Consider the following 14,153-nt stretch of genomic DNA (forward strand, 5'->3'; position numbering starts at 1 on the left):
CGCTTTACACTAATCGGCGGAGGCCATTTTAATCGCTTGGCCGACGCATAACGCGCGGCTGATGCAACCTTGTGCAGCTTCTTCCATTAGCACGCATTGTTTGATGATAATGCCGTTGGCGCCTTTGTCTGCCGCAGCACGGCGGGCTTCGGTTCTCGCTTCGCTTAAGGATGCTGGCACACCATTCACATCGGCTTGGCAGGATTCGCCTTGCACTAGGCCTTTTAATTCATAGTGGCCTTTAGGCAAACTATCACCTTCAAATAGCGTAACATCGCCCGCTTTGAAATAGTCAGTAATCGCCTCACCGTCTAAATTGCTATTAAAACTGTAGTCGCTGGCACAGGCGCTAAGCAGGAGCACTAATGCACTTGAGAGGATGATTTTCATGATTTGACCTGAGATTAAGGGGATAGAAGCGCAGTCCTATGGACTGCGCGGTGCGATTTATCTCAGCAAATTCTATCGCTTAAGATACTTTTGATAAAGCTGCTGGTGGCGATTATTCAGATCTATTTGTCGCCCCTCGATCCAAATCGACTCAATTTTGCTGCTCATGGGATCGAGGATATCTCCATCACTGAGGACAATGCTGCCCTGATAACCCACGGCAATGGCGCCCAAATCGCTAATCCCTAACAGCTTTGCCGCATCTAGGGTTACCGACTTTAACGCTTGCTCGGGTGTAACGCCATAAGCAGCACTGTAACCTGCGGCGTAGGGGAGGTTACGGCTGTTCCAATCCGATGAAAAACCAAGCGCATAGGGAATGCCTGCGCTCGCAAGTAACGACGGGATTTTAAACGGTAAATCTACCGGTTCATCTGTGCGTTTAGGTAGGCTTAGGGTGTGCGGGTAAATCACACTGGCATTCACCTCCCTTAAACTTGAAGCTAATCGCCATGCATCATAACCACCGACAATGACCAATTTAAATTGATATTTTTTAGTCAGGGCAATTACTTGCTCGATTTGGTTAACACTGTCTGCGTGGGCAAATAGCGTTGCTTTACCTTGATACAGTGGCAACATGGCCTGCCAACGCAGATTAGGCTTGTGGTCGGCATCCGGTGTATTTTGGCTCAAAAAGTAGCGGTAACCATCTTCAAAGGCAGTGATGAGTTGATTGATCGCCTGCTGATTTTTTTCAATCGCTTTGGCTTTTCCTTTTTCATCCTCTGGCATGCGTTTTATCTGTGGCCAGTAAACATGAAATTGGCCTTCACTTGGGTGCAATGCATCTTCAATGGTCCACGCATCGAGGTCTACGACTACCGATTGCCCTGCTAATCCCTCACCACTGGGGACAATTTGTGCGTGAGTGATGCCATTATAGCGAATGGTTGGCAGCAACTCCGAATCAGGGTTGTAAGCCGTTGCTGCAGTAATTTGCGGGTTAAAGTCACCGACTTCAGCGTTATCTACGGTCGGGCGAACCATCTCGATTTCCACTAAGCCAAGACTGGTATCCAGTGCAATAAGGCCTGGATATAAATGTTTACCCGTAGCATCGATGATCTGCATTTGGCCATCAGCCTCATTGGCGCTAAGCTGTGGCCCTAGCGCGCTGATTTTACCGTTTTCAATCAACACATCGGTATTGGTTAGTACCCCTTGGATGACCGTATGCACAGTGGCGTTTTTAATCAACACACCGTGAGTTTGTTTAGGCGTAGGGATGAGATTATGTGCCTGCACGGACAAGGTGATGGCCAGTGTCGACAGCAGCAAGGTTGTGGGTAAGTGCTTCATTATTTTGCTCCCTGATGATGTTGGCCCCAAGCCTGATAATGGGTATCGCAGTGCCATTGTGGCTCGTTAAGCGGTGTAACTTTTTCACCCGCCTTAGCGTTATCATCACTACTGAGAATTTTTTGGATAAGAGCGGCACGCTCAGCCACCACTTGCTGCTGGGCAAGCTGGTCTTGGTCGCGATCGAAGTAGCGTTTGCCTTCAACCCAAGCCTGGGTCACTTTGGCATAAATCGACAGCGGCTCGGCGTTCCAAAGCACAATATCGGCCATTTTGCCTGGGGTGAGTGAGCCAACATACTCATCGACTCTGAGCTGTTTCGCTGGGTTGATGGTCACCATATTCCAGGCATCTTCCTTTGACATTCCGCAATACATCATTGACTTAGCCGCTTCTTGGTTGAGTCTGCGCTGCATTTCGTAGTCATCGGAATTGATACTCGTCAGCACACCTTGTTTTTGCATTAGGCACGCGTTTTGCGGGATAGCATCATAGACTTCGAACTTATAGGCCCACCAATCGGCAAAGGTCGAGGCACCCGCACCATGGGCAGCCAGTTCACTGGCAACCTTGTAACCTTCAAGCACATGGGTAAAGGTTTGCACTTTAAAGTGGTAGGCTTCGGCTAAGCGCAGGAACATTAAGATTTCCGACTGTACATAAGAGTGAATATGCACATCGCGCTGTTGCTTAAGCACTTCGGCCACCGCCTGCAGGCGATAACTTGGGCGCGGTGCGAGGGTTTTCTTCTTCTCACTGCTGCGTAAATCATCATAATCCTTCAGCGCATTCTCATAGGCGAGTGCTGCATCGAAGGTTTCTTCAAATAAGGCTTTTACCCCCATGCGCGTCTGCGGGAAGCGCTGCACAAACTTTTCGCCCCAGTTACTCTGTTTGACGTTTTCGCCAAGGGCGAATTTGATACTGGCAGGTGCATTGGCAAACTTTAGCTGTTCTGCGCTTTCTCCCCACTTCATTTTTATTAACTGGGATTGGCCACCAATAGGATTAGCGCTGCCATGGAGTAATTGTGCGCTGGTCACGCCGCCCGCGAGTGCGCGATAGATGGAGACATCTTCAGGATTAATCACATCGCCAATCCGCACTTCAGAGGTGACTGCGTCTGTGCCTTCGTTGGTGCCGCCGTTGATGGCAATATGGGAATGCTCATCGACAATACCCGCTGTTAAGTGCTTGCCCGTTGCATCGAGGACTTGATATCCAGAAGGCGTGTTGAGTTGCTGGCCGATTTTTTCAATCTTGCCATTGGCCATTAGCAGATCCGCATGTTCCAAGATACCTTGTTTATCTGAGGTCCACAGGGTGGCATTTTTAATATGGAGTTTCTCTGCTTTGGGCGCCTCATTTAAGCCATAGGCGACGTTAGGGTAGGTAAGTTGACTCACTAAAGTTTGCGATGCATCGGCTTTAGGCGTGCTTACTTGCTCCGTCTTTGGCGGAGGCGTAAGGGCAATACCAGCAACATTAATGCTACGACTTTGGGCGTCTACCATCCGGCCTTGAATGCCGTCTTTGGCAAACCAGAGGGTAAAACGGCTGATCCCATGAATGCCTGCATCAGTTAAATTGGCGTTAAAGCTGACGCGGCCGTCGTCTTCAAGCTTGAGGTTGGTGAGTGGAATACTCTTCTCGCCACTGCTCAGATTTCCTTGCAAAGTGGTTTTACCTGCTTTGTCTGCTTCTTCAAGGCTCAAATCTAAAGTTAAATTATTCAACGTCAGCTGATAGTCACCCAACATCTTAGCTTGTGAAAGTGAGCGGATGGCTTGTTCTTGTCCCTGTAGCCAGACACTGTAAATCTGTCCGTCTTTAAAAATATTGCCCTTAGTAATGACAAAGTCCGCCATATAGCCCGCGGCAAGTTTACCGGTCAAGTCAGCGGTTCCTGCCATTTCAGCAGCTTGAGTGGTGAGGGCCGCAAGGGCTTTATCTTCGCTGAGTCCTTGCGCAATCGCTTGACGAAGGCGTGGCCAAAACGCCTCGGTCTTAATGCCAAATTGGGTAAACGCAAAGGGGATACCTGCATTTGCTACTGCGGCAGGGTTTGTGGGCGCGCGCTCCCATTGTCTGAGTTCTGCAAGGGAGACTTCGCGATCGGCATCATCGGTACCCACATCGGGTGCTTGTGGGTAATTAAGAGGAAGAATTAAAGGATAATTCAAAGCCTTTAATTCGTTGATCCGAGCATATTCTTGGCCACTTGCGAGTAAGTTGGCGGGCTGCTTATGTTCTTTGAGTAGGTTCGCTGCACGCAACAAATCGTTCAGATTTTTTGTTTCAAATACGATTGGTTTCTCGGCTAAGTTATCTAAACGTTCGAAGGCAATATTAAATTCAATTTGAGGTGTAGCTGAACTATTAACCGATTTGTGCTTATTTTGGTTATACCAGTTAGCATCAGCAAAGGTTTGCCTGATAAGCGCGATGCTACCCATGAGGGAATTGGGGTAGTCTTGTTCTGACGTACCTTTATCGAAGGCCATAAAAGGTTGGCTGCGCGCCCGATAAATTACCTCGTTGGCAGTTTTGTCCGCGAGTGAAAGACTGACACCCGTGCCTCGGAAAATACCATCGAGTTTACTACTTTGTACACTGGTAAAGCCGTTATTGATCCAATCTCGTGCGCGTTCTTTATTGGGGTAAATGTAATTAAACCATTCTTTTTCGGCGTGAATTGCACCATTTTCAGCATTCCCGCCAATACGCTTAATATCATATACCGGACGAGTGAGCTGCAATTTGGGATATTCAAACTCGATAGCATAATCGGTAAAAGGATCGATAAAACCGGGATAAATAGTATAACCACTGAGATCGACTTTTAGTGCCGCTGCGGGGATATCACCTTGGTCAATAATGGCTTTGATCCGATTGTTTTCAACTAATAATGTGGCATTTGAGAGTCGTTTCCCCGGTGCAAGAATTAATTCTGCATTGGTCAATGCAGTTAACTTATTGACGGGGGTGATGGGATTGGCCTCGGCAAAAATGGGTTGAGATACAAAACTACTTATTATGCCGCAGCTTATTATTATCTTATTGTTTATCTGCATTTTTTATTCACTTAGACGGAGGGTGAATAAAGAGTAACCTAAAGTAGATGTAAATACTAAAGATGAATTGTAACGCAATTTAAGCATTTACTTGAATGACAATGGGCGGGGTGGGATAGGCATAAAAAAGCTCGCAGGGCGCGAGCTTTTTTATGTTACTCAATGATAATAGCGAATGGCTATTGTCATTACCATTACGGTATTGGATTAGATTAAGAAATCATCCATAGAACGGCCTTTATTGACTTCGTTCTTAAATACTGTTGGCATACGGCCTTGACCTGTCCACTGGATCACTTCGCCATCAACTTCAATTTGGTATTTCGCTGGACGAGGAGCGCGTTTCTTGCTCGAGGCTTTAACTGCAACACCACCTAAATCGTCGATTGATAAACCAACGGCTTCCATTTGTTGACGGATTTCTTCAATTTTTGCATTACGAGCAGCAATAGCTTGCTGTTCTTCTGCTTCCATTGACTCACGTTCAACTAAAATTTTATCTAGTTTAGCCGCTAAATCACGCAGTTCTTCAACGCTAAGATCTTTTACAGCAGCTTTAAAACGACGACCGTGAGTTAATATCTCTAAAAATTCGCTCATATCTATTTTCGTCCCACTCTATTTTTATTACAGGATAATGGTGAACAACAGCTAAATGATAGAAACTAATATTGCTCGAATCAAATAAAATTATGCAATAAACAAAAATTAAATATTATTTAATTTTTGAACTTTTTATATATGGCAAATAAGTGTTCAAAAATGTGGCCAATACGACAGTCTTAAAAATGCAAACAAGCGTTTGACTTTGGTTGACGTTAACGTTAACAGGACGTAAAGTGGCTCTATCCTGCATTGGTGATCACCAATGTTTTGTCCATGTACATGAAAGTGTAGGAAGGAAGCCCTATGAAAGTATTGGTGCCTGTTAAGCGCGTAGTTGATGCCAATGTGAAGGTCAGGGTAAAAGCTGACAACACCAGCGTTGATACCGCAAACCTCAAAATGGCGTTGAACCCTTTTTGTGAAATTGCAGTAGAAGAAGCGGTTCGTTTAAAAGAAGCGGGCAGTGCTACTGAAGTAGTGGTCGTGAGCATCGGCAATAAAGCCGTTCAAGAACAATTGCGTACCGCATTAGCATTAGGTGCTGATCGCGCGATTCACATTGATACTGAAGAAGAGTTAGCACCAGTATCAATTGCCAAATTACTTAAAGCCGTACAAGAAAAAGAACAAGCGCAATTAGTGCTGTTTGGTAAGCAATCCATTGATGGTGATAATAACCAAACGGGCCAAATGTTTGCTGCATTAACGGATATGCCGCAAGCGACCTTTGCTTCAGCAATTAAAGTTGAAGGTAATTCACTTCAAGTTGCTCGTGAGATAGATGGTGGTATGCAAACCTTAAATCTACCATTGCCAGCTGTGGTGACTGCGGATTTACGTTTGAATGAGCCACGTTATGCCTCATTACCTAATATCATGAAAGCCAAACGTAAGCCATTAGACGTCCTGACGGTAGCTGATTTAGGTGTGACGCTCAAAGCGCATCAAACGGTGATCAAGGTAACGCCGCCTGCTGAACGTAAGGCCGGTATTATGGTTGCGTCGGTAGCAGAGCTGGTTGAAAAGTTAAAGAATGAAGCGAAGGTGATCTAAATGGCCATTTTAGTATTAGCAGAACACGATAATGCGGCGCTGAAACTGGATACCGCTAAAGTTGTCACCGCAGCTCGTGCGATCGGCGGTGATGTACATGTATTGGTGGTGGGCCATCAATGTGTTGCAGTGGTGCAAGCTGCTCAAGCTCTACAAGGTGTCGCGCAAATATTAGTCGCCGATAACAGTGCTTATGAAGCGCATTTAGCCGAAAACGTGGCTAAATTGCTGGTGGACTTAGCACCAAACTACAGCCATATTCTCGCAGCGGCATCGAGTGCGGGTAAAGACACGTTACCGCGTGTGGCAGCACTTTTAGATGTGGCGCAAATTTCGGAAGTGATTGGCGTGGTGAGTAGCGATACCTTTGTTCGCCCGATTTATGCGGGTAACGCCTTAGCGACAGTTCAAAGCCATGACGCTATCAAAGTGATGACAGTGCGTGCCAGTGCGTTCGATGCGGTTACACAGGGTAATAATGCTGCTGTGACTACCTTGGATAAAGTGTTTGAAGCCAAAGCTCAGTTTGTGTCTCAAGCGCTGACAGTTTCAGCACGTCCAGAGTTAGGAAATGCTGGCATTATCGTATCTGGTGGCCGTGGCATGGGCAGCGGTGAAAACTTCGGCATGTTAGAGCAACTGGCTGATAAGCTTGGTGCCGCAGTAGGTGCTTCGCGTGCGGCGGTTGACGCAGGCTTTGTTCCGAATGACTTGCAAGTCGGTCAAACTGGTAAAATTGTCGCACCTAACCTCTATATTGCAGTCGGTATTTCAGGCGCGATCCAACATTTAGCGGGAATGAAAGACGCTAAGGTGATTGTGGCTATCAACAAAGACCCTGAAGCGCCTATCTTCCAAGTTGCCGATTATGGCCTCGAAGCTGACCTGTTCGAAGCCGTTCCGCAGTTGATTGCAAGCTTAAGTTGATTTTATTTGTGAGCTAAGTCAAAGTAAGCGGCTTCGCGGTGGTAACTGCTTAGCCGCTTATGTTTTTATGAGCCTCACGCCCATGTATGGGCGTTCTTAGAAGTAGAGGCGCGCCAAATATCAGTAGTGATCAGTAGGGTGATTCCGTTGATCGTTCACGAAAGGATTTGGTGCCGAAGTAGTTTGATTTATCACGATCAACTGCTGGGGTTGTGTCTAATAGGTACAACACTGCCATAGTATTTCCAGATACGGATATTAGGAATAGTTACTATGGAGCGCTACTGATAGGACAGGTGATCTTGGGTATCTATTGCCTTTTCCCACCAGTTCAGTCGCCCTCCATTCGTATTTTGACGAAGAAATAATCAATGACTGTAGTTAGTTATGCCGATTCGGCGCTTTCTTTGCTCCCGCCTGTGGTTGCAATTGTATTGGCGATTTTTACTCGCCGAGTGCTTCTTTCCCTCGGTTTAGGAATTGTGATTGGAGTATTATTGCTCAATCAATTTTCTCCTGTGGCCAGCGGTGAGTTTTTATTTAACAGTGTAAAAGGACTTTTTTGGTCGGATGATGGCGTAAATTCTTGGAATTTATACATTCTCGGTTTCTTGATTGCATTGGGGATGATCACCGCTCTAATTACTGTGAGTGGTAGTGCACGGGCATTTGCTGATTGGGCAAGGTTACATATTCGTAATAAGCGCGATGCGAAATTACTGACCATGTTTTTAGGCTGTGTTGTTTTTATTGACGATTATTTCAATAGCTTAGTCGTTGGGTCTGTCGCAAGGCCTGTTACCGACCGTTACCATATTTCCCGCGCTAAGTTAGCTTATTTATTAGATTCTACCGCAGCACCAGTTTGTGTCATTTCACCGGTATCAAGTTGGGGCGCTTATATTATTGCGTTAATTGGCGGAATATTAACAGCACATGGTTTTGCGGACTCTGGTCATTTGAGTGTATTTATTCAAATGATCCCTATGAATTTCTACGCAATATTCTCTTTATTATTACTGCTTTGTGTGGCGTTTATGGGCTTAGATGTTGGCCCTATGCGTGAACATGAATTAAATGCCATGCGCGGTAATTTATACGATGAGACTAAAGGTTTACCGCCAGGTGCTAATGCTGATTTACCCGAAGCTGAAACAGGTAAAATCCTTGGGTTATTCCTACCTATCACAGTACTGGTATTTGCGACCCTGTATTTTATGATCGATAGCGGTGCTCAAGTATTAGCTAAAGAAGGCATTGAATTTAATATTATTTCTGCTTTCGAGAAAACCGATGTGAGTTCATCACTGTTCTTTGGTGCCCTGATTGGTTTAGCGGTTGCGCTGGTACTTAACTTAGTGCAAGGCGTTGAAAAATCAATGGTATTAAAAGGTGTAGTGCAGGGCGCTCGCTCTATGTTGCCTGCGATTTACATCTTGTTATTTGCTTGGACCATTGCAGGTGTGATCGGCCAGCTTGAAACCGGTAAGTTTATGGCTAGCCTAGCCACTGGGAATATTCCCTTTGCTTTCTTACCTGCATTAATGTTTGTGTTAGCGGGCCTGACTGCATTCTCTACAGGAACCAGTTGGGGTACGTTCGGGATTATGCTGCCGATTGCCGCCGATATGGCGATGGGCAGTCACACAGCTATGATGTTACCTATGCTGGCTTCGGTATTAGCGGGGGCGGTATTTGGTGATCATTGTTCACCGATTTCTGATACCACTATTTTGTCGTCGACGGGGGCCAGTTGCCATCATATCGACCACGTAGTGACGCAGCTTCCCTACGCCGTAATCGTTGCGCTGATCAGCATGATCGGCTACGTAGTGCTTGGCTTAACTGAATCGGTCAATGCAGGATTAGTGACTTGTAGCATATTGTTTGTATTGACGATTTTTGGTTTGCGCATTAAATCCAAAAGTACGGCTTTATAAGTCCGTGATTTAACTTCGCTCTTATCTTGAGAATGTAAAACAAATCAGCCAGCAACTATGCTGGCTGATTTTTATCTACTCAGTATCTAAAATTACTGAGTCTGATTGAGCCCACGGCGGTTGAGTAAACCTTCAGTGGTAGGCTCTTGGCCGCGGAAGTTCTTGTAAGCTTCCATTGGCGCAATACTGTTGCCCACTTCGCGAATGGTCTTACGGTATTTCATGCCGATCTCACGGTTTAGGCCGCCTTGGGTTTGCACATAGGCAAAGGCGTCAGCCGCTAAAATTTCACTCCACATATACGCGTAGTAACTTGCTGAGTAACCACCTGGGAAGGCGTGGGCAAAGTAAGTTGACTTATAACGTGGTGGTACGGCGGTGATATTTAAGCCGTGCTTTTTCAGCGCATTAGCCTCAAAGGTCGCTACATCTTGCAATGGTGCATCAGGGCTTAATGAGTGCCATTCCATATCCACTAGCGCCGCAGCCATATATTCTAACGTATCGAAGCCTTGGTTAAAGCTGCCGGATTTTAATAGTTTTTGCAGTAACTCATCAGGGATAGGCTTGCCTGTTTCGTAGTGCTTGGCGTAGTTGGCTAACACTTTAGGGTGGGCCGCCCAATCTTCTTCGAAAGTCGATGGAAATTCCACAAAGTCACGGGATACCGAAGTCCCAGAAAGACTTGGGTAAGTCACTTTGGAGAACATACCGTGGGTACCGTGGCCCATTTCGTGGAACATCGTGGTGACTTCGTTATAGCTGACGAAGGTAGGTTGGCCTTCAGGCGCCTTTTTAATGTTCATCACGTTAACTACGACAGGCTTAGTACCTTCGAGGAAGGATTGCCCTACAAACGAGCTCATCCATGCGCCACCGCGTTTACCTTCACGGGCAAAGTAATCAGCATAGAAAATCGCCATGCTTGAGCCATCGGCATCAAACATTTCATAGGCTTTCACATCTGGGTGGTATACAGGCAAATCTGGACGTGGTTTTAACGTCACGCCATACAACTCTTTAAGCGTATAGAACACGCCGTCTTCGAGGACGCGGTTAAATTCGAAGTAGGGACGAATGCTATTGGCATCAAGAGCGTATTTTTCTTGGCGGACTTTCTCTGCGTAAAACTCCCAGTCCCATGGTGCGAGTTCAAACTTGCCACCGGTCTTATTGATCATCGCTTGGATATCGGCCGCTTCTTTCTCTGTGTTGGCAACTACGGCTGGCACCATAGAGCCAAACATGCTGTAAACCGCTTCTGGCGTTTTTGCCATTTGCGGTGCAAGGCGATAGCTAGCCCAGTTCTCATAACCTAAGAGAGCCGCGCGCTCGGCACGTAATTGGGCTAAGCGAGACACTAAAGATGCGGTCTCGTTTTCACCCGTTAAGCCACGGTTTGCCGAGGCTTCCCAAATGCGCTGGCGCAGTTCACGGTTCTCTAAAGAGGCGAGTATTGGCTGGCGAGTAGTGTTGGTGATATTGATTAAGTACTTACCTTCATGGCCTGCTGCCTTGGCATCGTTTGCTGCCGAGGTGATTTCGCTGTCACTTAGGCCCGCCAGTTGTTCTTTGCTATCGACAACAATAGCGATTTCTTTTGTTAGGCGCAGTAAACGTTGGGAAAACTCATTGGTCAGCGTCGATTGCTCTTCGTTTAAGGCACGGATCTTCACTTTTTGCTCATCGGTCAGCTTAGCGCCAGCCATGATAAAGCGCTGGTGATACACCTCAACCAAACGTACCGCTTCAGGCGTTAAACCTAAGTTATTGCGGTCGTTATAGATGGCTTCAATACGAGCGAATAGCGCAGGATTAAGGTTGATGTTATCCGAGTGAGCAGCCATTTTGGGGGCCATTTCACCTTGGATTTTACGCAGGGCTGGATTGCTGTTCGAACCTGCGAGGTTGTAAAACACGCTCGATGCACGGTTGAGCAGGGCGCCACTTTTTTCCATGGCGACAATTGTGTTATCAAAGGTTGGCGCAGCAGGATTGTTAGCAATCGCTAAAATTTCTTGATACTGCTCTTTAATACCTTGTTCTAAAGCGGGCTGAAAATGCTCGTCTTTAATAACGCTGAAATCAGGTGCTTGATATTGCAGTGTACTGGCTTGGAATAAGGGGTTTTGGGTTTGTACTGCGGTGACATTTGCAGCTTTTGTATCTTGAGTGCTACAGCCTGCGAGTGCTCCGGTCATCAGTGTGGCGCCAATGGCGATGGCAATAAAACTTTTACGCATAGTTGAGTGATTTCCTTAGAATTGTAGTTTTTGTGACTCTAGCGTTACTAACTTAAATAGGACTGAAAACCTATGGGATGAAGTTGTAAGTAAAAGTAAACAAAAAAAGCGCCCCAAGGTTACAGGGCGCTTTGAACTATTTTCTTGCAGGGAAAATAGCGGGACGATTAACTATTTACGGGTGAAGTTGTGGTATTTGTCGATACCTGAGCTGCTACCTGTGTTATGGCAAACAGCACATGCTTCTCCTGTTGGTTGTTTGAACCAATCACCTACTGCAGGAACGCTGATCTCGCCACCATTGCTAGCCATGTGAGCTTTGACTGCATCGCCTGTGTGGCAAGCATAGCAGTTAGCGGTGACAGGGCTGGTCATTTTGTTACCAGGTTCAAGGATGTATTGGTTTGGTATTTTGTTTAAATCAATCGCGGTTTCGTGACAGGCAACACAGCTTGTGACTGGGTTGATTGCACCTGCACCGTTAGCGGTTTTCGCTTGAGTGCCATCGGCCTTCATCTCACCGACATTCGCACCGTTGCCCCAGTGCCAGCTGTGCACCATTGGACCAAAACCAGCACCCAGAGTGGCCGAAGTCCGTGCCATACCGTTATCATGGCAAGCTACGCAAGCCTTACCGCCTTCGTCAAATGCGCCATTTTTGTGGAATGCGGTGGCATCATTGTGACAAGTAGTACAGCTGTTATCACTGACTACGGTGCGACGTTCAAAGGCGGATACTTTGGTTGCAGTCGCAGGATCGACTACATCAGAGTATGCGGTGAACGAGACCCCCATTGAGCCGTCATAGCCATTGGCTCTGAGGCTGCCATTGCTTTGATAGCGTTGGTTACCGTCGTACTCCATCCAACCTGCGGTGCTGAAGGTCACACGTGCAGAGTAGACATAGTTGGCGTTTACAGGGCTGATATCGGTCAGCAGATGACAGATATTTTTAGTACCATCAGCATTGTAGCCATAGTAATAGTTAGTACGGTTACCTGGGCGACCGACTAAGCTATTTTTTTCGTAGGAATGCAGATAAGCACCTGCGTAAACAATCGGTTTCTTAGCATCAAATACCAGCGGATTTGAGTAGTTGAAGTTATCTTTAATGCTAAAGATATTACCGTCAGTATCTTTTACTGTCAGAGTGGTACACCAGCCTGGTGCGGTAACGGCAGAAGCTGCACCAGTTGGCGCATAATGATCTGTTTTTGTTGAAATATCATCAACTTTAACAGGGGTAGATAATTCAAGTTTATACTTAGCACGTAATGCTTGGCGCTCAGTAATACCTGTTTTACCTTCATGCATCGGACGGACATCGGCACCATTACTTGGCACAATCGCGCCTGGTACACCACCAGTATTGTGACAGTCAATACAGCCTGGGCCTGAAACACTAATATTGGTTGGAGCTTCAACGTGGCAAGAACTACAGTTCATCACGCTGAAATCTTTAGTAAATTTCTGGTGATTAATGTGGCCAATCTTAGACAGTGTGTTGGTTGCATAACCGCCGATAGAGAAACCTTCGGCATTTTTTGCTGCAAAGCTAACTGAGCCGTGACAGACTAAACAGCCTTCAACGAAGGTGACTTCGCTGTCCATACCGGTTGCTACATAACTAGCGTGACGACGTGGGCTTGTTGAATAGTCTACGTGACAGGAATAGCAACTATCGGTCGTGGTTGAATGAGTTCCCTCTGGCTTGTTCACCACCAGCGGTGCTGAGCGAGCAATGCCAGTTTCAGCATTACCGCCGACTCTGAGCCATACAATACCTTCGGTACCAGCGTTAACACCTTTCATTGGGGCTTTAAAGCTATAGTGACCATCGCCTAATGAAGTGAGCAAAGCGCCCTCAGTTGCTTGAGTCGCAGCGCCACCGATATTGACGTTATCTTTGACAGGATTGCCACTTGCGTCGGTTTTGTCGGCTTCATTTCTATTATTGATAAAGCCTTTATCGGTTAATGCTGCAACTTTGGCTTCAGCATTTTTCAGTCCATTGATTAAGTTGCCATTTTCGTCAGTGATCTTAAATTCATAGGTGATATTGCCTTCACCAAAGCTATAGTTCAGTACTTTTACATTGGTGACTGTTGAACTCGTGACTGGTGGTGGAACCCAAGGTTCACCCGGTGTTCCCGGTGTGCCAGGTGTCCCCGGAGTGCCTGGCGCGCCATCTACACCATCTTTACCATCACTGCCGCAACCTACGAGAGCACCGGTAAGTGCTAAGGCGACAACGTATGCCAGTTTTTTAGAGGTGAATATTCTCATCATAATCTCCATTAATCCAATACGCATTTAAAGGCACGGATTGCAGCACTAACGTTTGCAGGGGAGATTAGTGCTTTGAACCGCTGATTTCATTTGCAAGCATCGAATACTTTTATTTTTTAAATTGAGTACTTTTGGTCTCGGATGAAATATTACTGTTATTGATATGTTTGTTTTTTGAACCAAACCGCATTTAGGACTATAACTTTGGAGGTAGATCGCATTTCTAAACTTTTGTTAATGTGATTTTTCTTAATTAAAACAATATTTAA

Annotated in this window: 9 protein-coding genes and 1 riboswitch; of the genes, 3 read left to right on the forward strand and 6 right to left on the reverse strand. The window is 46.1% G+C overall.

All coding sequences use genetic code 11. The annotated features are described in order from the left end of the window. Positions 1–9: 9 nt before the first annotated feature. The 4 genes from rcsF to MMG82_RS17595 all read right to left on the reverse strand — a co-directional run bounded on the left by rcsF (position 10) and on the right by MMG82_RS17595 (position 5,426). On the reverse strand, positions 10–390 hold the full coding sequence (rcsF, locus tag MMG82_RS17580) for an Rcs stress response system protein RcsF (protein WP_240129322.1): 381 nt from the start codon (positions 388–390) through the stop codon (positions 10–12). Positions 391–462: 72 nt separating this feature from the next. Beyond that, the gene (locus tag MMG82_RS17585) at positions 463–1,752 is read right to left on the reverse strand and encodes an amidohydrolase family protein (RefSeq protein WP_241407214.1); all 1,290 of its coding nucleotides are present in this window, start codon (positions 1,750–1,752) and stop codon (positions 463–465) included. Next, positions 1,752–4,826, reverse strand: coding sequence for an amidohydrolase family protein (locus tag MMG82_RS17590; RefSeq protein ID WP_241407215.1), 3,075 nt, complete (start codon positions 4,824–4,826; stop codon positions 1,752–1,754). Before MMG82_RS17590 ends, MMG82_RS17585 begins: the two co-directional genes overlap by 1 nt. A 207-nt stretch (positions 4,827–5,033) precedes the next feature. After that, the gene (locus tag MMG82_RS17595) at positions 5,034–5,426 is read right to left on the reverse strand and encodes an H-NS family nucleoid-associated regulatory protein (protein ID WP_037420523.1); all 393 of its coding nucleotides are present in this window, start codon (positions 5,424–5,426) and stop codon (positions 5,034–5,036) included. A 309-nt stretch (positions 5,427–5,735) separates the two neighbouring features. Here MMG82_RS17595 and MMG82_RS17600 point away from each other — a divergent pair, with 309 nt between their 5' ends. The 3 genes from MMG82_RS17600 to MMG82_RS17610 all read left to right on the forward strand — a co-directional run bounded on the left by MMG82_RS17600 (position 5,736) and on the right by MMG82_RS17610 (position 9,352). After that, a complete protein-coding gene (locus MMG82_RS17600; RefSeq protein WP_037420526.1) occupies positions 5,736–6,485 on the forward strand; it encodes an electron transfer flavoprotein subunit beta/FixA family protein in 750 nt (249 codons plus the stop codon). Further along, the gene (locus MMG82_RS17605) at positions 6,486–7,412 is read left to right on the forward strand and encodes an FAD-binding protein (RefSeq protein ID WP_241407217.1); all 927 of its coding nucleotides are present in this window, start codon (positions 6,486–6,488) and stop codon (positions 7,410–7,412) included. Positions 7,413–7,507: 95 nt separating this feature from the next. Beyond that, positions 7,508–7,704, forward strand: a riboswitch (Lysine riboswitch). A gap of 79 nt (positions 7,705–7,783) precedes the next feature. Continuing rightward, positions 7,784–9,352 (forward strand): Na+/H+ antiporter NhaC family protein, encoded by a 1,569-nt coding sequence (locus tag MMG82_RS17610; RefSeq protein WP_241407218.1) that lies wholly within the window; start codon positions 7,784–7,786, stop codon positions 9,350–9,352. Positions 9,353–9,444: 92 nt separating this feature from the next. On the opposite strand, the gene MMG82_RS17615 is transcribed toward MMG82_RS17610, so the two are convergent. Next, a complete protein-coding gene (locus tag MMG82_RS17615; protein WP_047537187.1) occupies positions 9,445–11,595 on the reverse strand; it encodes a M3 family metallopeptidase in 2,151 nt (716 codons plus the stop codon). A 171-nt stretch (positions 11,596–11,766) separates the two neighbouring features. After that, positions 11,767–13,881: a cytochrome c3 family protein gene (locus tag MMG82_RS17620; protein WP_037428301.1), complete on the reverse strand. Its 2,115-nt coding sequence runs from the start codon at positions 13,879–13,881 to the stop codon at positions 11,767–11,769. Between the last annotated feature and the right edge of the window lie 272 nt (positions 13,882–14,153).

Source organism: Shewanella sp. MM_2022_3 (genome assembly GCF_022557375.1).
Taxonomy (GTDB): Bacteria; Pseudomonadota; Gammaproteobacteria; order Enterobacterales; family Shewanellaceae; genus Shewanella; species Shewanella xiamenensis.

Excerpts from the sequence above, each read along its gene's own strand:
- MMG82_RS17605 (WP_241407217.1), top strand. The coding sequence starts at position 6,486 with ATGGCCATTTTAGTATTAGCAGAACACGATAATGCGGCGCTGAAACTG.
- rcsF (WP_240129322.1), bottom strand. The coding sequence starts at position 390 with ATGAAAATCATCCTCTCAAGTGCATTAGTGCTCCTGCTTAGCGCCTGT.
- MMG82_RS17600 (WP_037420526.1), top strand. The coding sequence starts at position 5,736 with ATGAAAGTATTGGTGCCTGTTAAGCGCGTAGTTGATGCCAATGTGAAG.
- MMG82_RS17595 (WP_037420523.1), bottom strand. The coding sequence starts at position 5,426 with ATGAGCGAATTTTTAGAGATATTAACTCACGGTCGTCGTTTTAAAGCT.
- MMG82_RS17615 (WP_047537187.1), bottom strand. The coding sequence starts at position 11,595 with ATGCGTAAAAGTTTTATTGCCATCGCCATTGGCGCCACACTGATGACC.
- MMG82_RS17590 (WP_241407215.1), bottom strand. The coding sequence starts at position 4,826 with ATGCAGATAAACAATAAGATAATAATAAGCTGCGGCATAATAAGTAGT.
- MMG82_RS17620 (WP_037428301.1), bottom strand. The coding sequence starts at position 13,881 with ATGAGAATATTCACCTCTAAAAAACTGGCATACGTTGTCGCCTTAGCA.
- MMG82_RS17585 (WP_241407214.1), bottom strand. The coding sequence starts at position 1,752 with ATGAAGCACTTACCCACAACCTTGCTGCTGTCGACACTGGCCATCACC.
- MMG82_RS17610 (WP_241407218.1), top strand. The coding sequence starts at position 7,784 with ATGACTGTAGTTAGTTATGCCGATTCGGCGCTTTCTTTGCTCCCGCCT.